This window comes from Actinomadura syzygii (assembly GCF_008085905.1).
GTDB lineage: Bacteria > Actinomycetota > Actinomycetes > Streptosporangiales > Streptosporangiaceae > Spirillospora > Spirillospora syzygii.
Window position 1 is genome coordinate 501,598 of record NZ_VSFF01000003.1, and the last position, 19,517, is coordinate 521,114.

At 73.8% G+C, this 19,517-nt stretch carries 17 protein-coding genes; 7 read left to right on the forward strand and 10 right to left on the reverse strand.

Annotated features, from left to right (window positions below; all coding sequences use genetic code 11):
- Positions 1-82: 82 nt before the first annotated feature.
- The 3 genes from FXF65_RS09520 to FXF65_RS09530 all read left to right on the forward strand — a co-directional run bounded on the left by FXF65_RS09520 (position 83) and on the right by FXF65_RS09530 (position 3,039).
- Positions 83-928: a M24 family metallopeptidase gene (locus FXF65_RS09520; protein WP_246198450.1), complete on the forward strand. Its 846-nt coding sequence runs from the start codon at positions 83-85 to the stop codon at positions 926-928.
- Positions 925-2,433, forward strand: coding sequence for an SDR family oxidoreductase (locus FXF65_RS09525; protein WP_148349329.1), 1,509 nt, complete (start codon positions 925-927; stop codon positions 2,431-2,433). Before FXF65_RS09520 ends, FXF65_RS09525 begins: the two co-directional genes overlap by 4 nt.
- 171 nt (positions 2,434-2,604) lie before the next feature.
- The gene (locus tag FXF65_RS09530; RefSeq protein ID WP_148349330.1) at positions 2,605-3,039 is read left to right on the forward strand and encodes a CBS domain-containing protein; all 435 of its coding nucleotides are present in this window, start codon (positions 2,605-2,607) and stop codon (positions 3,037-3,039) included.
- A 47-nt stretch (positions 3,040-3,086) separates the two neighbouring features.
- On the opposite strand, the gene yczR is transcribed toward FXF65_RS09530, so the two are convergent.
- Positions 3,087-4,514: a MocR-like transcription factor YczR gene (yczR, locus tag FXF65_RS09535; RefSeq protein ID WP_148349502.1), complete on the reverse strand. Its 1,428-nt coding sequence runs from the start codon at positions 4,512-4,514 to the stop codon at positions 3,087-3,089.
- A gap of 143 nt (positions 4,515-4,657) precedes the next feature.
- Here yczR and yczE point away from each other — a divergent pair, with 143 nt between their 5' ends.
- Complete coding sequence (gene yczE / locus FXF65_RS09540) at positions 4,658-5,287, forward strand: membrane protein YczE (protein ID WP_148349331.1); 630 nt, start codon at positions 4,658-4,660, stop codon at positions 5,285-5,287.
- 8 nt (positions 5,288-5,295) lie between these two features.
- Here yczE and FXF65_RS09545 read toward each other — a convergent pair whose 3' ends face one another.
- From FXF65_RS09545 to FXF65_RS09560, 4 genes are all read right to left on the reverse strand, one after another.
- On the reverse strand, positions 5,296-6,435 hold the full coding sequence (locus tag FXF65_RS09545) for a glycerate kinase (protein WP_148349332.1): 1,140 nt from the start codon (positions 6,433-6,435) through the stop codon (positions 5,296-5,298).
- A gap of 10 nt (positions 6,436-6,445) precedes the next feature.
- Positions 6,446-7,357, reverse strand: a complete 912-nt coding sequence (locus tag FXF65_RS09550; protein WP_148349333.1) for a DUF1444 domain-containing protein — start codon at positions 7,355-7,357, stop codon at positions 6,446-6,448.
- Positions 7,354-8,556 carry a S66 peptidase family protein gene (locus FXF65_RS09555; protein ID WP_148349334.1) on the reverse strand — a complete coding sequence of 401 codons (1,203 nt, stop codon included), beginning with the start codon at positions 8,554-8,556 and terminating at the stop codon, positions 7,354-7,356. The genes FXF65_RS09550 and FXF65_RS09555 overlap by 4 nt, the downstream gene beginning before the upstream one ends.
- An 88-nt stretch (positions 8,557-8,644) precedes the next feature.
- Positions 8,645-9,421, reverse strand: a complete 777-nt coding sequence (locus FXF65_RS09560) for an SIR2 family NAD-dependent protein deacylase (protein WP_148349335.1) — start codon at positions 9,419-9,421, stop codon at positions 8,645-8,647.
- 107 nt (positions 9,422-9,528) lie between these two features.
- On the opposite strand from FXF65_RS09560, the gene FXF65_RS09565 reads away from it, so the two are divergent.
- Positions 9,529-10,458, forward strand: coding sequence for a sulfotransferase family protein (locus FXF65_RS09565; protein WP_148349336.1), 930 nt, complete (start codon positions 9,529-9,531; stop codon positions 10,456-10,458).
- 45 nt (positions 10,459-10,503) lie between these two features.
- On the opposite strand, the gene FXF65_RS09570 is transcribed toward FXF65_RS09565, so the two are convergent.
- A complete protein-coding gene (locus FXF65_RS09570; protein ID WP_148349503.1) occupies positions 10,504-12,483 on the reverse strand; it encodes an ABC transporter ATP-binding protein in 1,980 nt (659 codons plus the stop codon).
- A gap of 288 nt (positions 12,484-12,771) precedes the next feature.
- On the opposite strand from FXF65_RS09570, the gene FXF65_RS09575 reads away from it, so the two are divergent.
- Positions 12,772-14,709: a Xaa-Pro dipeptidyl-peptidase gene (locus FXF65_RS09575; RefSeq protein WP_246198451.1), complete on the forward strand. Its 1,938-nt coding sequence runs from the start codon at positions 12,772-12,774 to the stop codon at positions 14,707-14,709.
- 42 nt (positions 14,710-14,751) lie between these two features.
- Here the strand turns inward: FXF65_RS09575 and FXF65_RS09580 are convergent, their stop codons facing one another.
- The 3 genes from FXF65_RS09580 to FXF65_RS09590 all read right to left on the reverse strand — a co-directional run bounded on the left by FXF65_RS09580 (position 14,752) and on the right by FXF65_RS09590 (position 17,651).
- On the reverse strand, positions 14,752-15,573 hold the full coding sequence (locus FXF65_RS09580) for an enoyl-CoA hydratase/isomerase family protein (protein WP_148349337.1): 822 nt from the start codon (positions 15,571-15,573) through the stop codon (positions 14,752-14,754).
- 150 nt (positions 15,574-15,723) lie between these two features.
- Positions 15,724-15,936, reverse strand: coding sequence for a helix-turn-helix domain-containing protein (locus FXF65_RS09585; protein ID WP_067886945.1), 213 nt, complete (start codon positions 15,934-15,936; stop codon positions 15,724-15,726).
- Positions 15,937-16,052: 116 nt separating this feature from the next.
- Positions 16,053-17,651 carry an ABC-F family ATP-binding cassette domain-containing protein gene (locus FXF65_RS09590; RefSeq protein WP_148349338.1) on the reverse strand — a complete coding sequence of 533 codons (1,599 nt, stop codon included), beginning with the start codon at positions 17,649-17,651 and terminating at the stop codon, positions 16,053-16,055.
- A 267-nt stretch (positions 17,652-17,918) separates the two neighbouring features.
- On the opposite strand from FXF65_RS09590, the gene FXF65_RS09595 reads away from it, so the two are divergent.
- Positions 17,919-18,710, forward strand: coding sequence for a VOC family protein (locus FXF65_RS09595; RefSeq protein WP_148349339.1), 792 nt, complete (start codon positions 17,919-17,921; stop codon positions 18,708-18,710).
- A 45-nt stretch (positions 18,711-18,755) separates the two neighbouring features.
- Here the strand turns inward: FXF65_RS09595 and FXF65_RS09600 are convergent, their stop codons facing one another.
- Positions 18,756-19,517 carry an AIM24 family protein gene (locus FXF65_RS09600; RefSeq protein WP_148349340.1) on the reverse strand — a complete coding sequence of 254 codons (762 nt, stop codon included), beginning with the start codon at positions 19,515-19,517 and terminating at the stop codon, positions 18,756-18,758.

The following is a 19,517-nucleotide window of genomic DNA, read 5'->3' on the forward strand; positions in this document are numbered from 1 at the left end:
CCGCCCCGGCGGCCCCTTCGTGTCGCGTCTCACGTCCGCGCGCCCCTTGACCGGGACCCCGCTCCGGGGATTTATTAACTCTGTGTCCAATAATGTGGCGCTCGCCCGCGTGCACGACGAGGCGGAGCTCGAGCGATTCCGGGACGTCCAGCGCCTCTGCTACCGGTGCGCGGCCGAGGTCGCGGCCACGCTGAAGCCGGGCGTGACCGAGCGCGAGACGTGCCGCCGCATGCGCCGCTGGCTGCGCGCGCACGGCGTCGACGACTGGCTGCACACCCCGTTCGCCTGGTTCGGCGACCGGACCGCTTTCCGCGGCTTCAAGTTCCCCACCCAGTTCCTCCCGAGCGGGGCGCGCCTTGAGGAGGGCATGCCCTACATCCTCGACATGGCGCCGGTGCGGGACGGCTACGCCGCCGACATCGGGTACGGCGGCGTCCTCGGCGAGAACCGGATCTGGGACCGGGTCGACGCCGACCTCGCCGCCTACCGGACGCTGATCCTCGACCTGGTCCGGGAGCGGCGGACGTTCGCCGACGTCTACGCCGAGGTGGACGCCCTCATCGAACGGCAGGGCCACCAGAACCGGCACCGCAAGTATCCGGGGCGCGTCATCGGCCACCAGGTCGGCGTCATCGGCGGGATCCTCCCGAAGCGCGTCGGATTCCCGTTCGGTGTACGGTTCCTGCAGACCATCGGCCGCGAGCTGGTCAAGGAGCGCCTCGAAGGGCGCTCCCCGCTCTGGAGCGGGGCCGCCCGGTCGCAGCACCCCCCGACGCCCGGCCTGTGGGCGGTCGAGCCGCACATCGCGTTCCGCGGCGTCGGCGTGAAGTTCGAGGAGATCCTCGTCGTTACCGAGGACGACGCCTACTGGCTCGACGACGACCTCCCCCACGTCCACCGCTGGGCCAGCTTGGAGGCCGCCAGATGACATCACCCGTTGCGCGCCGGAGGGTTCGTGGTGACGGGGTCGATCTGGCCGTCTACGAGCAGGGCGACCCGGCGCGGCCGACCGTCCTGCTGGTGCACGGGTACCCCGACACCCACGCGGTCTGGGACGAGGTCGCCGCCCTCCTCGCCGAGCGCTTCCACGTCGTCCGGTACGACGTGCGCGGCGCGGGCGCGTCGTCACGTCCGTTCGGGCGGCGGCGCTATTCGTTCGAGTACCTGATGGCCGATCTGTGCGCCGTCCTGGACGCCGCTGCGCCCGACCGCAAGGTGCATCTCGTCGGGCACGACTGGGGCTCGATCCAGTCGTGGGAGGCGGTCTGCACGATGCCCGACCGGTTCGCGTCGTTCACGTCCATCTCCGGGCCGTGCCTGGACCACGCCGGGCACTGGATGCGGCGCAACCTCTCCCGCCCGACGCCGGGGAACCTGAGGCGGGCGGCGGGGCAGATGGCCCGGTCCTGGTACATCTACTTCTTCCAGACGCCGCTGCTGCCCGAGCTGCTGTGGCGGGGCGGCATGTCGAAGCCGTTCATGCGCGCGCTGGAGCTGGGCGAGGGCGTCGCGGCCCGTCCCGGCCATCCCGCCCGGACGATGGGGCGCGACGCCGCCGCCGGGGTCGGCCTCTACCGCGCCAACATGCTGCGGCGGCTGCGCGCCCCCCTCGACCGGCGGACGGACGTCCCGACGCAGGTCATCGTCCCGGCCAAGGACCTGTTCGTGTCGCCGCACCTGGTGGGCGGGCTCGCCGGGCGCGTCCCGAACCTGTCGCTGCGGCCGATCGCCGCCGGGCACTGGGTGCCGCGCAGCCATCCCGGGCCCGTCGCCCGCTGGATCACCGAGCATGTCACGGGCGTGCTGGGCGGCCCGCTGAGCGCCGCCGAGGCGCGCTCGCTGCGGCGCGCCCGCGTCCGTCCCGGACGGCTTCCGTTCGACGGCTCGCTCGTCGTCGTCACCGGCGCGGGCAGCGGGGTCGGCCGCGCCACCGCGCTCGCCTTCGCCGAACGCGGCGCGGAGGTCGTCGCCGCCGACCTCGACCCGGAGTCCGCGCGGCGCACCGCCGAGCTGGCGGGCCTGCTCGGGCCGGAGGGCCACTCCTACCAGGTGGACATGTCCGACCCCGCCGCGATGGAGCACTTCGCCAAGTCCGTCGTGCACGAGCACGGGGTGCCGGACGTCGTCGTCAACAACGCGGGCACCGGCATGGCCGGGGCGTTCCTCGACCACACCGCCGCGGACTCGGAATGCGTCCTGGAGATCGACCTCTGGGACGTCGTCGACGGGTCGCGGCGGATGGCCGAGCGGGGCGAGGGCGGCCGGGTCGCGCGGCGCGGCCACGACCCGGAGCGCGTCGCCGAGCAGGTCGTGGCGGCCGCGCTGCGCGACAGAGCGCCGGCGACCGGCACGCCGGAGGGGCGGCTCGCGTCCGCGGCGTCGCGGCTCTCCCTTCGACTCGGGCGCGTCCTGGCCCGCGCCGGCTCGAACTGACCGCCCCACCGGTCCCCGTTCGGGCGTTTCGCCGGGCAGTGCCGCGGAACGGTTTACCGGCGCGGGGTTCCACCGCGGCCCGGAACATGCGACCTTGGCAGGAACAGGCCCGGGGCCAGGCCCCGGGCGGCCGTCGTCCCACCAGTCCGAACCGGCACCGGAGCGTGAGGCATGCGGATTCGCGACATCCTGCGGAGGAAGGGAGACACGGTGGCCACGGTGCGGCCCGAGGCCACCGTGCGGCAACTGCTCGCCGTCCTGGCCGAGCACAACATCGGAGCGGTGGTGGTCTCGCCGGACGGCGCGTCCATCGCCGGGATCGTGTCCGAGCGCGACGTGGTGCGGCGCATGCACGAGCGCGGCGCCGGGCTGCTCGACCGTCCCGTCTCCGAGATCATGACCGTCGAGGTGCGGAGCTGCGGCCCCGGCGACCTGGTCGAGGACCTGCGCCGCACCATGACCGAGCACCGGTTCCGCCACGTCCCCGTCGTCGAGGACGGGCGCCTGACCGGCATCGTCAGCATCGGCGACGTGGTCAAGAGCGCGATCGACGAGTTGCAGAGCGAACGCGAACACCTCGTCGGCTACATCCAGAACGTCCCCTAGATCACCGGCCGATCCCGGCCCCGCCCGCGAGCCGCGGCGACCGACGCCTAGACGTAGGCGGGGAGCGGGCGGGCGGCCGGGGCCGCCTGCACCTCGTGGAAGGCGACGGCGAGGCGTTCCGCGGCGACCCGGAGCGTGTCCGGCGGCAGGACGTACGGGAGGCGGACGTAGTCCTCCAGGACGCCGTCCACGCCGAACACCGGCCCCGCGACGACCCGGACGCCGAGCCGCTCGGCCGCCTCCGCGAGCGCCGTCGCGACCGGCGCGCCGATCCGCGCCCACAGCGACATGCCGCCGTCCGGGAGCCGGAACTCCCAGTCGGGCAGCAGCTCGCGCAGCGCGGAGGCGAGCGCGTCCCGGCCGCGCAGCAGGGTCTCGGCGCGCTCGGCGCGGACCTCGTCCACCCGCAGCAGCAGCTCCCGGACGATCAACTGGTCGAGCACCGGGCTCGCCATGTCGAACGGCTCGCGGGCGAGGACGAGCCGCCGGGCGAGCGGCGCGGTCGCGCGGATCCAGCCGATCCGCAGCCCGCCCCACAGCAGCTTGGACGCCGACCCGACCGTGACGACCCGCCCGCCGGAGTCGAACGCGGCGAGCGGCGGCACGCGCGGCGCGGCGGGGTCGTGCGCGAGGTCGGCGAACGTCTCGTCGGGGACGAGGAACGCGTCGGCGCGGCGGGCGGCGTCGACGAGCGCGGCCCGGTCGTCCGCCGACATCAGCAGCCCGGTCGGGTTCTGGAAGTCCGGGACCAGGTACGCCATCCGGGCGGCGGCCTGCCGCATCGTGCCCGCGATCAGCTCGACGTCCCAGCCCTCGTTGACGCCGACCGGCACCAGCCGCGCGCCCCGGCGGCGCAGCGCCCCGAGCGCGTGCGGATAGGTCGGCCGCTCCACCATCACCGCGTCGCCCGCCTCGACCAGGACATGGGTGAGCAGCGTGAACGCGTGCTGCGCCCCGGTGGTGACGACGATCTGGTCCGGCCGGGTCGGGACGCCGCGCGCGGTGTAGCCGTCGGCGATGACCTCCCGCAGGCCCGGCAGCCCGGCGGGCTCGTAGCCGGGGCCCGAGCTGTAGCGGGGCAGCTCCGCGACGGCGGCGGCGACGGCCGCGTCGAAGATCGCCGGGGCACCGGGGGTGGCGCAGCCCAGGTCGATGAACGACGGGTCGTCCGGGACCGGGTACACCTTGCCGTACCGCCCGCCGGGCGGCGCGGACCGCTGCTCGGCCGACGACATGCGGACGGGCGGCAGCGCCGTCCAGCTCCCCGCGCCCTGGCGGCTCTCGACGTAGCCCTCGTCGCGGAGCCGGTCGTAGGCCGCGGTGACCGTCGTGCGGCTCACGCCGAGCGCGGCGGCGAGGTCGCGCTCGGCGGGCAGCCGGGTCCGCAGGGCGAGGCGGCCGTCCAGGACGAGGGCGCGCACCGACCGGGCCAGGGAGGCGTAGACGGGGCGCTCCCGCCCGACGTCCCCGAGCATGCGGGCCAGGTTCGGGCCGCTCACATACCGTGTGCTCACCTAAGCCACTTTTCCACATTGGCCCTGTTATCACCAGTCCACTTGCCGGAGAGTGAGGCAGGTTGGTGCGTACTATCGCGTGATATTTGCTTGGAGAGCGAAAAATGGCCTTGCTCGCGCGCCGCCTGGTGCAGCTCTACCTCGGATTGGCCTTGTACGGGCTCGGGATCGCCCTCCAGGTGTCGTCCGGGCTCGGCAACGACCCGTGGGACGTCTTCCACCAGGGGCTGTCCCGGCGGTTCGGCCTGTCGATCGGCGTCTGGATCATCATCGCCGGCGCGCTCGTGATGCTCGCCTGGATCCCGCTCCGGCAGCGGCCCGGGATCGGGACGATCAGCAACGTCGTCCTCGTCGGCGTGTTCGCCGACCTGTTCCTGTGGCTGCTGCCCGCCCCGGACGCGCTCGCCGCCCGCTGGGCGTTCCTGGTCGCCGCCGTGCTCGTCGGCGGGTTCGCGACCGGCTGCTACATCGGCGCGGGGCTCGGCCCCGGCCCCCGCGACGGCCTGATGACCGGGCTCGCCGCGCGCGGCCACTCGATCCGCGTCGTGCGGACCGGCATCGAGCTGAGCGTCCTCGCCGTGGGCTGGCTGCTCGGGGGGACGGTCGGGCTCGGGACCGTCCTCTACGCGGTGGCGATCGGGCCGCTCACGCACGTCCTGCTGCCCGCGCTGACGATCAAGACGCCCGCACCGGCCGCGCGTCTGGAACCTGAGCCGGAACCCGTCCGGGGCTAGCGGGCTGATCAGCGGGCGGAGAAGAGCCGGACGGCCTGCTCGGCGAGCACCTCCAGCAGAGGCGCGGCCTCGGCCTTCAACTCGGGCAGTGCGCGAAGTCCGTCGGCGAGGCTGAACGCGGCGGTGAGGCCGAGCGCGTGCAGGTCGTCCAGGGGTCCGGCGACGCCGCCCGCCAGCGCGACGCACGGGATCCCGCGCTCCTTCGCGAGGGCGGCGACGGCCGAGACGACCTTGCCCGCCGCGCTCTGCGCGTCCACCCGCCCCTCACCGGTGATCACCAGGTCGGCGCCGGTCAGCGCGGCCGGAAGGCCGACCGCCTCCGCGACCAGCGCCGCGCCGTCCGCGGGCAGGGCGCCGAGCAGCCCGGCGAGCCCGCCGCACACGCCGCCCGCCGCGCCCGCGCGGGGCAGGTCGTGCACCCGGACGCCGGTGTGCGCGGCGACGGCGTCGGCGAACGCGGTGAGGGCGGCGTCCAGCTCGCGGACCTGCGCCGGGGACGCGCCCTTCTGCGGGCCGAACACGGCGGCGGCGCCGTCCGGCCCGACGAGCGGGTTCGTCACGTCGCACGCCACCCGGAACCGCGCGGCGCGCACCTCCGCCGGGACGGCGGAGCCGTCGATCCGCGCGAGCCGGGCCAGCGCCGCGCCGCCCGGCGGAAGCTCCGCGCCGGAGGCGTCCAGGAAGCGGAAGCCGAGCGCGCGCAGCAGCCCGGCGCCGCCGTCCGTGCTCGCGCTGCCGCCGACGCAGACGAGGACGTCGCGGGCCCCGCGCCGCACCGCGTCCATGATCAGCTCACCGGTGCCCGCGCTCCCGGCGTTCAACGGATCGGGCGGGACGTCCTCCACCAGCGGAAGCCCGGACGCGGCGGCCAGCTCCACCACCGCCGACCCGCCGTCGCCGGACAGCGCGTACCGGGCCCTGACCGGACGCCCGGCCGGGTCCGTCGCGGAGACCTCGACCGGCTGGCCGGAGCGGGCGCCGAGGAAGCAGTCGAGCGTGCCCTCACCGCCGTCCGCCATCGGCACGGCGACCACGTCGGCACTGGGCACGGCGCGCAGGACGCCCGCCTCGACGGCGGCGCACGCACCGGACGCGGACAGGCTCCCCTTGAACGAGTCGGGCGCGACGACGATCCGCGGGCCCGTCACCGTCCGGAGGTCACCGTTCGGCCGTCAGCGTGGCGAGCACGGCGGAGAACTCCTCCGGCAGCACGAGCGTCGAGCCCTCGTAGCGGGTCTCCAGGTAGGTCAGCTCACCGGCGCGCCACCAGTACAGGTGCGGGCTGAGCGACCCCGGCCCCTCCTCGTACGCGCGGTGCGCCTGGGCCTGCAGCTCGGTGGCGGCGGCGACGGCCGTGCGGTGGCGGGTCCGCGCGTCGCCCTCGGCGACGCGGAGCGGGTGCGCGACGATCAGGCTGCGGTTCGGCGCGATGACGAGCGCGCCGTGCGGGCCGATCTGGAGGTACTCCTCCAGCCAGGCCAGGTGCGTCGCGACGTAGAAGGTCCAGCCGTGCAGGACGGAGACGCGGACGCCGCCGAGGTCCTGCTCGTCCACCTGGAGGGGCCCGTCGGCGCGGACGTTCGAGCGCCCGAGCATGAACAGGGCGTCGCCGGACACCGGCCAGCCGTTCATGTCCATCGTGCTGACCGTCCGCACGGACGTCGGGGTGTCGACGACCACGACCTCGATCAGGCCGGGCGCGAACGGCCGGGACGCGAGCCCGCCGTTGTCGGCCTCGTCGGGGTAGATGCGGGTGCGGAGCAGGTGCTGGGCGAGGTCGAAGTCGTCGAGGTCGAGCGGCTCCTCCATCGACGTGACGATCGTCGTGACGTAGTCGGACACCACGGCCGGCCAGTCGGCTTGCGGGACCAGCCGGGCGAGCTGCCGCACGTCGCGCATGTTCACGGGCAGCCGGCGCGCGGTGATCGGCAGCCGGCGCGGATCCTCCAGCATCACGATCTCGCCGGGACATCGGCGGCAGGTGTAGCCGAGGCTCTCGGCCACCAGCACGAGGAGTGAGTCGAGGGTGCCGTCGTCCGAAGGGACGGGGCGGGCGTGGCGGCCGCTCATCGCGCGCCTCCCGGGAGCGTTTGGAGGGTGAGCGCGCCGGCGTCCGGCACGGCGGGGTCCTGCGGTCGGGCTTCGTGCGTTGGATCTACGTGCGGTGGAGCTTCGTGCGGTGGGGCCTCGTGCGTTGAAGCTTCGTGCGTTCGGGCTTCGTGCGGGTCCGGGACGGCGGGGACGTCCAGGACGGCGGGCGCGCCGAGCTCCAGCGTGCGCTGGCGCGGTCCATGCCCCGCGGGCACGCCCGCGAGGATCGGGACGCCGAGCGGCCCGAGCCGCGCGGCGAAGACGGCGTCGAGCTCGGCGGGGTCGCCGCAGTCGCGCCACGAGCCGAGCGCGAACCCGGCGGCGCCGTCGAGCCAGCCCGCCTGGAGCAGCTGGACGAGCATCCGGTCGATCCGGTAGGGGGCCTCGGTGACGTCCTCAAGGAAGACGACGCGGCCCCTGGCGGGCGGCGGGGCGTACGGGGTGCCGAGCAGCGCGGTGAGGAGCGAGAGGGTGCCGCCGGTCAGCGGGCCCTCGGCGTGCCCCGGCCGCAGCGCGCGGGTGCCGGGCAGCGAGACGGGGCCGCCGAACAGGGCGGCGCGCAGGCCGTCCAGCCGCTCGTCGGACGCGCCGTCCGCGGCGGCGGGGCCGAGGTCGGCGAGGACGCCCGCGGGCATCGGCCCGAAGGACGTGGTGACGCCGAGGCGCGTCCCGAACGCGACGTGCAGCGCGGTGATGTCGCTGGATCCGTGCAGGATCTTCGGCCCGCGGCCGGACGGCGCGCCGGTCGCGGCGTGCAGCGCGTCCCAGTCGAGCAGGTCGAGGACGCGGGTCGCGCCGTAGCCGCCGCGGGCGCAGACCACCGCGCGCACGCGCGGGTCGCACCAGGCTTCCTGCAGGTCGGCGGCCCGGTCGGCGTCGCTTCCGGCGAGCCGGTGCCACTCGCCGCGGACGGGTCCGGGCGCGCCGAGGTTGACACGGTCCAGCGCGTGCTTGCCGACGACGGCGTCGAGGCCGAGGTCGCGCAGCACGGCGCAGCCCGCCTCCAGCCGCGCGGGCTCGGCGGGTCCGCTCGGCGCGACCACGGCGACCCGGTCGCCGCGCCGGAGCCGCTCGTACCTGCGGCGCTCCGGCGTGCACGGCGGACCGCCCGGCGGCCGGGCTGCGGGCGCGTCGGACGGCTCCTCCGCCGCCTTCGCACGGGCGCCCCCGCTGTTCAACCCGATCCCTCCTCGCACCGCGACGGATAGAGCTTGGCAGGATCCGGACGCCAGCGGAAGGGGCGTCCGGTCACGACCCGCCAACAGATCATCTCGGTCGTCCCCCGGCGCCCAGGGCGAGCCCGGCGAGCCGGGGCAGCGTCTCGCCGATCGGCCTGCGCAGGACCGCGTCGGCGATCCCGTCGTAGGGGGTCTCCTCGGCGTTGACGATCACCAGCCGGGCGCCGTGGTCGACCGCCTCCAGGCACAGCCCGGCGGCGGGCTGCACGGTCAGCGACGTCCCCACCGCGAGGAACAGGTCGCACTCGCGGGACGCGATGATCGCCGCGTCGAGGACGTCCTGGTCGAGCGCCTGCCCGAAGGAGATCGTCGCGGACTTCTGGACGCCGCCGCAGTCCGCGCAGGGCGGGTCGTCCTCCCCCGCGGAGACCCTGGCGAGGATCTCGGGCATGGGCGTGCGCAGGCCGCAGGTCAGGCACACGGCCTCCCGCACCGAGCCGTGGATCTCGATGACCTTGGCGTCCGAGGACCCGGCGCGCTGGTGCAGGCCGTCGATGTTCTGGGTGATCAGGGCGCGCAGCCGGCCGGCCCGCTCCAGTTCGGCGAGCGCGGCGTGCGCTTCGTTGGGCTCGGCCTTCCAGACCGGGTCGTCGAGCCTCGCCCGCCAGGCGCGGCGCCGGACGTCGGGGTCGGCGACATAGGAGCCGATGGTGGACAGCGCCTCCGCCGCCGGGTCCTTCGTCCAGACGCCCTGCGGGCCGCGGAAGTCGGGGATGCCGCTGTCGGTGGAGATCCCGGCCCCGGTGAGGACGGTGATCGCCGCTGCCCCGGGCAGGAACTCGGCGAGCGTCTCGGGAGCCTCCATTCGCCCTATGGTAGATCCCGGCGGGGCCCCGCCCGGACTTCGCCGAGGCCGGCTCGGAGCGTCGCGGGCCGGAGCAGCCCGCAAAAGGTGACAAACTTGGGCCCGGTATGAGTTCGACGCCGCACATCCTGGTGGTCAACGGCACCAAGGTCCGCCGCCCGGTGTTCATCCTCGGAGCTCCGCACTCGGGTGTGGAGCCGCTGGCCCGTGCGATGAAACGGTCGCCCGGCTTCCACCTCACGACCGGCCGGCACGGCGTGCTGCGGGTGACCTACGCGTTCGCCCGGCAGCCGGCCATCGCGTCCGAGCGCGGGAAGGGCGCGGCCCGGGTGCTGCGGGACGCCTGCGCCGAGGCGTGGCTCGTGTCCGCGCGGGCCTGCGCCCAGTGCCCGGACGAGTGCCGCGACATGGCCGGGCTCTCCTCGCCCGGCGAGCCGGCCGGGCCCTGCGTCGACCCCGGGCGCATCACCCGCTTCGCCGACGCCTCCCCCGACCTGATCTACAGCGCCGACGTGCTGCTGGACGCCTTCCCCGACGCGCAGCTCGTCCAGGTGATCCGGGACGGCCGGGACGCGGTCGCCGACATGCTGGCCGACGAGCGCTGCCTCGCCTGGTTCAAGCCGGGCCTCGCCAACCTCGACACGGTGTTCCCGAACCCGTTCCTCGGCGTCGAGGACCACACCGAGCGGACCCGGTGGCCGGCCGCCGCGACCGCCGTCAAGTGCGCGCTGCGCTGGCGCGGGTCGGTGCGGCTCAGCGCGCGGCTGCGCCTCCAGGTCCCGGCCGAGCAGCTGCTCACCGTCCGCTACGAGGACCTCGTCGCCGCGCCGCGGCGGGTCGCCGCCGACCTGGCGGAGTACCTGGACACGGCGATCCCGCGGACCGTCCTGTCGGGGCTCGTCCCCGCCGGGACCAGGGACGACGGCGGCGTCGGCGGGTGGCGCGAGCGGCTCACCCCGCGGCAGCTCGCCCAGGTCGAGAAGGTCGCCGGGACGGAGCTGCGGCGGCTCGGCTACCGCCTCGGCTCCGACCGCTGACCGCTGACCGCCTGGCCGTTCCGTCCGGTCGCTGGCCGGAAGCGGCTATTCCGCGCCGAGCGGCTCGGTAGACCGCTCCTCGTCGCGCTGGTGCGCGAACTGGGTGCGGTACAGCTCGGCGTAGAGGCCGCCTTCGAGCAGCAGCTCCTCGTGCCGCCCGCGCTCGGCGACCCTGCCCTCGTCGATCACGAGGATCTGGTCGGCCTCCCGGATCGTGGACAGCCGGTGCGCGATGACCAGCGACGTCCGCCCGGCGAGGGCGGTGCGCAGCGCCCGCTGGACGGCCGCCTCCGACTCCGAGTCGAGGTGCGCGGTGGCCTCGTCCAGGACGACCACCGACGGCGCCTTGAGCAGCAGCCGCGCGATCGCGAGCCGCTGCTTCTCGCCGCCGGACAGCCGGTAGCCGCGGTCGCCGACGACGGTGTCGAGGCCCTCGGGCATGTCCGCGACCAGCGCGCCGACCTGCGCCGCCGCGAGCGCGGCAAGGATCTCCTCGCCGGACGCGTCCGGGCGGGCGTAGCGCATGTTCTCCCCGATCGTGTCGTGGAAGAGGTGCGCGTCCTGGCTGACGACGCCGATCTCGGCGCGCAGCGACTCCAGCGTCACGTCGCGGACGTCGGCGCCGCCGATCCGGACCGCGCCGCCCGACACGTCGTACAGCCGGGACACCAGGTGCGTGATCGTCGACTTGCCCGCGCCGGACGGCCCGACCAGCGCGACGAGCTGCCCCGGCGCGGCGGTGAAGTCGACGTCGTGCAGGACCTCGCGGCCCGGCGCGGTGTCGGTGCGCGCGATCGACTCCAGCGAGGCGAGCGACACCTCCTCCGCGGACGGGTAGGCGAACCGGACGTGGTCGAACTCGATCGACGGCGCCTTCAGCGGCGACTTCGACACCGGCACCGCCTCCGCCGGCGGCTTCGACAGGTCGGGCGCGGCGGACGTGCGGGCCTCGGTGAGCGGGCGGGCGCCCTCGCGGTCGCGGATCAGCGGCTTGAGGTCGAGCACCTCGAACACGCGGTCGAAGCTGACGAGCGCCGTCATCACGTCGACGTGGACGTTCGACAGCGCGGTGAGCGGCCCGTACATCCGGGTGAGCAGGGTCGCGAGCGCGACGAGCGTGCCGAGCTCGAACGTGCCGCCGACGACCAGGGAGCCGCCGACGCCGTAGACCATGGCGGTGGCGAGGGCCGCGACGAGCGTCAGCGCGGTGAAGAACACCCGGCCGTACATGGCGGCGACGACGCCGATGTCGCGGACGCGGGCGGCGCGGCCGGAGAAGTTCTCCTCCTCCTCGGCCGGGCGCCCGTACAGCTTGGCCAGCATCGCGCCCGCCACGTTGAACCGCTCGGTCATGAGCGAGCCCATCTCGGCGTCCAGCACCATCTGCTCGCGGCTGACCCGCTGCAGCCGCTTGCCGACCCACTTGGCCGGCAGGACGAAGACCGGCAGCAGCAGCAGCGCGATCAGCGTGACCTGCCAGGACAGGATCATCATGGTGACCAGCACCACGACCAGGCTGATCACATTCGACACCACCGACGACAGGGTGGTGGTGATCGCCCGCTGCGCGCCGATCACGTCGTTGTTCAGGCGGCTGACCAGCGAGCCGGTCTGGGCGCGCATGAAGAACGCGACGGGCTGCCGCTGGACGTGCGCGAACACCTGGCTGCGCAGGTCGTAGATCAGCCCCTCGCCGATGCGCGCGGAGTACCAGCGCTGCCCGAGGCCGAGCACGGCCTCGACGAGGGCGAGCCCGGCGACGGCGACCGCGAGCCAGACGACGACGTCCTGCCGCCCCGGCACGATGCCGCGGTCGATGATCCCCTTCAGCAGCAGCGGGTTGGCGACGACGATCAGCGCGGCCACCGAGTTCAGCGCGAGGAACAGCACCAGCTCGCGGACGTAGGGCCGGGCGTACCCCGCGATCCGCTTGACCGTGCCGGGCTGCAGCCTCTGCTGGGTGACGGAGCTGTCCCGGCGGAACGACGCCATCACCTGCCAGCCGTTGCCCGGCGTTCCCGGCATTCCCACTAGTGCCTCCATCGTCTGGTCGGCGTGCCGCGCGTCACCCGTCCCGATCGGCCCTTCCCGAACGACCCCGCTCCGACCGGCGCGGTCGTCCGGACGGACGGGTGACCGAGCGCGGATGATCAAGCGCGGTAATCAAGTAAGCATCTCAGTCGGAGCGGACAACGCGGCCCCGCCCGTCGGGCTTCCCGGCTCCGCTCAGGGCGTAACGGCGTCTGGACAAGCGGGCCCGCTGATGCGACTGTGATCAACACCCTCAAGGCTTCGCACCCCCCAGGAGCCCCAGTGACACGACGCCTCACAAGGGGCGGCGCCGGCGCGATCACCCTCGCCGCCGCGCTGCTCGCGCTCACCGCGTTCCCGGCCGGAGCGGCGCTGCCCCCGGCCGGCACCGAGTCGCCGGGACGCGCCGCGTCCCCGCAGGTCACCGTGCGGAACGGCGAGACGCAGCCGGTCTTCTCCCGGGCCGACGCCGTCACCCAGACCGTGATGATCGAGACCACCGCCGACAGCGACCGCGACGGCGTCCGGGACCGCGTGCAGATGCGGATCATGCGCCCGAAGGAGACCGACACCGCCGGGCTCAAGGTCCCCACGATCATGGAGGCGAGCCCGTACTGGGCGGGGACGCACAGCGTCCCGAACCACCCGGTCGACATCGGCGACCCGCAGAGCCGCGCGCTGAAGCCGGCCCCGCGCAACATGGCCGAGATCTTCCCCGGCTACTACGACAACTACTTCCTGCCGCGCGGGTACGCGATCGCGAACCTCGACAGCATCGGGACGGGCGGGTCCACCGGCTGCCCGACGTCCGGGGACCGCAGCGAGCAGGCGGGCGCGAAGGCCGCCGTGGACTGGCTGAACGGCCGCGCCCGCGGCTGGGCGCCGGACGGCTCGCCGATCAAGGCGACCTGGTCCACCGGGAACATCGGCATGATCGGCCAGTCCTACAACGGGACGCTGCCGAACATGGCCGCCGCGACCGGCGTCGAGGGGCTGAAGGCGATCGTCCCGATCGCCGGGATCTCCAGCTGGTACGACTACTACCGCGCGGGCGGCGGCGTGGTCGCGCCCGGCGCGTTCCAGGGCGAGGACCTGGACGTCCTCGCCAAGATCGTGCTGACTCGGCAGAACCCCGAGGTCTGCACCAGGATCATCGACGAGATCGAGAAGGCGCAGGACCGCGAGACCGGCGACTACAGCGACGTCTGGGCCCAGCGCGACTACGTCGGGCAGGCCCGCAAGGTGCGCGCCGCCGTCATGGTCGTGCACGGCGTGAACGACTGGAACGTCAAGGTCAAGAACTCCGTCCAGTGGTGGAACGCGCTGAAGAAGGCGGGCGTCCCGCGCAAGCTGTGGCTGCACCAGGGCAACCACTCCACGCCGTTCCGCTGGCGCGTCGAGGAGTGGCTGCGGCAGACGCACCACTGGTTCGACCGCTACCTCTACGGCATCCGCAACGGGATCGAGCGTGAGCCGAAGGTCGACGTCGAGCGCGCGGACGGTTCGTGGGAGACCGCGTCCGACTGGCCCGTCCCCGGGACGCGGACCGTCCCGGTCAGCCTGAACGCCGGGCCGTCCGGCCAGCCGGGCACGCTCGGCCTCAAGGCCAGGCACGGCGCCGCGCAGTCGTTCGTGGACGCGGGCAAGACCCGCACCGCCGAGCAGCTCCTCGCCAACGAGGGCCAGGCCGACCCGAACCGGCTCGCGTACCTGACGGGGCCGCTTGAGGAGCCCGTCCGGGTGGACGGCATCCCGTCCGCCTCGATCCAGGCGTCCCTCGACGGCCGGTCGCCGTTCCTGACCGCGCTGCTGGTCGACTACGGGACCGACACCCGCCCGACGGGCGTCCGCGACAACACCGACCAGCAGGTCTGCTTCGGGCAGAGCGTGGAGGGCGACCCCGGCTGCACGATCCGGCAGACGCTGCGGACCGAGACCGCCCCCTTCAAGATCATCACGCGCGGCTGGCTGGACGCCCGCAACCGGCACGACTTCAGCCGCACCGAGCCGATCAAGCCCGGCAAGACGTACACGTTCAAGTGGGACTTCGTGCCCACCGACTACGTCGTGAAGGCCGGTCACCGGCTCGGCGTGATCCTCCTGTCCACCGACTACGACTACACGCTGCGCTACCCGGCCGGGACCGAGGTCACGGTCCGCCCGGGGGTCAGCAAGGTGCTGCTGCCGCTCGCGCGGGGCGGCCGCGAGTCGCTCGGGTAGGCCGGCCGGCGGGCCGGGAAGCCCAGGACCCCGGCCCGCCGGTCACCCGCCGAACAGCTCGCGGAGCCGGCCGATCTGCTCCCGGCGCTCGGCGGCGCACTGCTCTTCCAGAGTGTTCTCCGCGGCCTGCCACAGCAGCCGCTTGGTCGCCACCGCCGCGCCGGGATTGACGGCGAGGAGCGCGTCCACCAGGTCGCGGACGGCGCCGTCCAGCCCGTCGCGCGGCACGACGATCTCGGCGAGCCCGATCCGGGCCGCCTCGTCGGCGGGGACCGTCCGGGCGGTCAGGCACAGCTCCAGGGCGCGTCCGATGCCGACGATCTCCACCAGCGGCTTCGTGCCGGTCAGGTCGGGGACGAGCCCGAGCGCGGGCTCCTTCATGCAGAACTTCGCGTCGTCGGCCGCCACGCGGATGTCGCAGGCCAGCGCGAGCTGGAAGCCGCCGCCGATGGCGTGGCCCTGCACCGCGGCGACGGTGACGACGTCCGGGCGGCGGAGCCAGGTGTAGCCCTCCTGGAGCTCCGCGATGAGGCGGTCGGCGGCCTCCGGGTCGGACGTGTCGGGGAAGCCCCCGCCCTCGCCGGAGAACATGCCGAGGTCGATGCCCGCCGAGAACGACGGGCCCTCGCCCCGAAGGACGACGACGCGCACGTCGGCGGGGAGGGAGCGGCCGATCGCGGCGAGCCCGCGCCAGGTCGCGAACGTCATCGCGTTGCGCCGCTCGGGACGGTTCAGGGTGATGGCGGCGACGGCGCCGGACACCTCCAGGCGCAGCCCTCCTTCAGCGAGGAGGGCCGCCTCGTCGGTGCCGGTGCCGGTGCCGGTGACCGCTTCCGGTCGCCCGGCGGTCTGCGCGTCCGCCATGGGTCCGTCCTCTCGAATGAGCGGTGCCGGGCCCGTCCCGCCGTCCACGGGACGGGACCCGTCACACCTGTCCGCCGCCGCGACCGAACCCTACTCGGTCGGCCGCGGCAACGGCTCAGGCGGTGCGCTCATCCGGGGGCCGGTGTCCGGTCAGGACTTCTTGCCCCGGGTCGCGCCACCGCGACCGCGCAGGTTGACGCCGGACTCGGTCAGAATCCGGTGGATGAAACCGTACGAGCGGCCGGTGGCGGCTGCCAGGGCGCGGATGCTCTCGCCGGAGTCGTACCTCTTCTTGAGGTCCGACGCCAGCTTGTCGCGCTCGGCACCGGTCACGCGGGTGCCCTTCTTCAGGGTCTCGGCCACGAGTACCTCCCGTAGTGATGTGGTGACCGCTGCGTTATCCCCCGCCATGATCAGTCATTCCCGGCTGTTCGGCTACCCACTCGGCCAGAAAAGATCTGCGGAAGTCGTTCCGCAGGTCACGCGAGCGCCACCAGATCGGCAAACTCGTCACTCCAGATGTCTTCCACACCATCGGGCAGCAAAATCACTCTTTCCGGGGCGAGCGCCTCGACGGCGCCCTCGTCGTGCGTGACGAGGACGATGGCCCCGGTGAAGGTCCGGAGGGCCCCGAGGATCTCCGCGCGGCTAGCCGGATCGAGGTTGTTCGTGGGCTCGTCCAGCAGCAGGACGTTCGCGCTGGACACCACGAGCATCGCCAGTGCCAGCCGGGTCTTCTCGCCGCCGGACAGGACGCCCGCGGGCTTGTCGACGTCGTCGCCGGAGAACAGGAACGAGCCGAGGATCTTGCGCACCTCGACGGGCGCGAGACCCGGCGCGGCCGACTGCATGTTCTCCAGGACGGACCGGTCGACGTCCAGGGTCTCGTGCTCCTGCGCGTAGTAGCCGACGCGGAGGCCGTGACCGGCCACGACCGCCCCGGTGTCGGGCTTGTCGACGCCCGCCAGCAGGCGCAGCAGCGTCGTCTTGCCCGCGCCGTTCAGGCCCAGGATCACGACGCGGCTGCCCCGGTCGACGGCCAGGTCGACGTCGGTGAATATCTCCAAAGATCCGTACGATTTCGACAAACCCTCCGCGGTGAGGGGGGTCCGGCCGCACGGAGCCGGTTCCGGGAAGCGGATCTTGGCGACCTTGTCGGCCCGCCGCTCCCCCTCCGCGGACGCCAGGAGCTGCCGGGCGCGGCGGTCCATCTGCTGGGCCGCCTTCGCCTTCGTGGCCTTGGCGCGCATCTTGTCGGCCTGCGACAGCAGCGCGGACGCCTGCCGCTGCGCGTTCGCCGACTCGCGCTTGCGCCGCCGCTCGTCGGTCTCGCGCTGGTCGAGGTACTTCTTCCAGCCGACGTTGTAGACGTCGATCACGCAGCGGTTGGCGTCCAGGTGGAAGACCCGGTTGACGACCGCGTCCAGCAGCTCGACGTCGTGGCTGATCACCACGAGGCCGCCCTGGTGCGTCTTCAGGAAGTCGCGGAGCCAGACGATCGAGTCGGCGTCGAGGTGGTTGGTCGGCTCGTCCAGCAGGAGGGTGTCGGCGCCGGAGAACAGGATCCGGGCGAGCTCGACCCGGCGGCGCTGGCCGCCGGACAGCGTCCCGAGCGGCTGGGTCATCACCCGGTCGGGCAGGCCCAGGCTGGACGCGATCGAGGACGCCTCCGCCTCCGCGGCGTAGCCGCCGAGCACGTGCAGCCGCTCCTCCAGACGCCCGTACCGGCGGACGGCCTTGTCGCGCTCGGCGCCGCCCGCCGTCGCCATGGCGTCCTCGGCGGCGCGCAGGTCGCGGATGACCTCGTCCAGGCCGCGGGCGGACAGGATGCGGTCGCGGGCCAGCTCGTCGAGGTCGACGTCGCGCGGGTCCTGCGGGAGGTAGCCGATGGTGCCGGACGAGGTCGCCGCCCCCTGCGCGGGCAGCCCCTCCCCCGCCAGCACCCGGGTGAGGGTGGTCTTGCCCGCGCCGTTGCGGCCGACGAGGCCCACCCGGTCGCCCGGGTTCACCCGGAACGTGGCGGCCTCGATCAGCAGCCGGGACCCGGCGCGCAGCTCGATGTCTTTCGCGATGATCACAGTGACAGGGCTCCCCTGACGGACGGCTCGGTGGACAGGCACGAGAAAGCGCGCCACGCGGTCCTGGAGACGCGGGCGCGCTGGGCGGCCTGTCAGTTCGGGAGCGGAACCATCCGTCAAGTGTACGTGACCGTGGGCCGGTCCCGGCCATACCGAAGGAACCGGGGCGATGTGTGAACCCGCCGGGAGGGGCCAGGATGGGAGGGGCGGGCGTGCGACGGGAGGACACCGGGACCGGTGGGTCCCAGCGTGAAGGAGTGAGTCCAGATGACCCAGGTCACGAGCAACGCACCCGAGGGCACCCCCAACTGGCTGGACATCGGGGTCCCCGACATCGACCGGGCCCGCGCGTTCTACGGGGCGCTCTTCGGCTGGCAGTTCGAGGACGCGGGACCCGAGGCGGGCCACTACAACATGTGCAAGGTGCGCGGCCTGCCCGTCGCCGGGATGATGCAGAACCCCGACGACCAGCCCGACACCTACTGGTGGAACGTCTACTTCGCCACGGACGACTGCGACGGCTCGGCCGAGCGGGCCGCCTCCGCGGGCGCGGAGGTGGTCGTCCCTGTGATGGACGTCATGGGCCAGGGCCGCATGGCGGTGCTCAAGGACCCGCAGGGCGCCCAGTTCGGCCTGTGGCAGGGCGAGGCGCACGTCGGGTCGGCGATCGTGAACGATCCGGGCTCGTTCGTGTGGAACGAGCTGGCGACGCCGGACGCCGGGCCCGCCCGCGAGTTCTACGGGACGCTGTTCGGCTACGAGTTCGAGCCCGTTCCCGGAATGGACTACACCGCCCTGAAGCGGCCGGACGGCCGGTACGTCGGCGGCATCCTCGGCGGGGCCGAGACGGTGCTGGGCGGAGGCGGCGAGGCCGTCCCGACCTGGCTGACGTACTTCTCGGTGGAGGACGCCGACCAGGCGGTCCGGGAGGTCCGCGCGGGCGGCGGCTCGGTCGACGCCGAGCCGCAGGACAGCCCGTACGGGCGGTCGGCGTCCGTCCGCGACCCGTTCGGCGTGCCGTTCCGCGTGATGAAGCCCGCGCCCGAGCCGGAGTCGTGATCGCACGGTCCGGGGCCTCCCGGCGGGCGGCCCCGGGACGCCGCGTCAGCTCTGGCGCTCGGACGACAGCCGCTGCGAGATCGTCCGGTGGAGGCGCTGGAGGCCGTTGGCGCCGACCAGCCCGATCTGCCCTTCGAGGTCGCGCAGCAGGACGTCCTCGTTCATCACGGTCTCGGACGACTGCAGCATCACCGTCCCCTGGCCCGTGAAGTCGAACTGGTGCTCCTCGCCGGACGACCCGCCGATCCCGAAGACCATCCGCGCGGCGCCGAACGCGCCGCGCATGTAGGAGTGGTCGTAGTGGTGGCAGGGCGACGGGCAGTCGGCCCAGCCGAGCAGCGCCTGCGGGTCGACCCGGATCGGCGGCTCCACGAAGTGGACGGGGCCGTTGGACGCGGCGACGAAGCGTCCCGTCCCGATCAGCGTCAGGAACCCGGGGATGATCGACTGCTTCAGCTCCAGGCCCGGCTCGAAGGCGAGCAGGTTCCCGGCCCGGACGGTGAGGTTGCCCTCGTCCAGGTCGTAGGAGTTGACGTCGAACCCGCGGTCGGCGAGGAGGAGCTTCCCCTGCCCCTGCGCGACGATCCAGTCCTGCGCGTACAGCGGGGAGTTGAACGTGTGCGCGACGAGCGAGTCGAGCGGCCCGGCGGAGAGCTGCTCGAACCTGATCTGCCCGTAGTAGGCGATCATCTTCCCCTTCTGCGCGAACCACTGCCCGTTGAGGTCGACGCTGAAGGCGTAGGGGTTGACGTTGTCGTTGACGGGGAGCGTCCCGGGGTTCCAGGTCTGCGTGCCGAACGTGCTCAC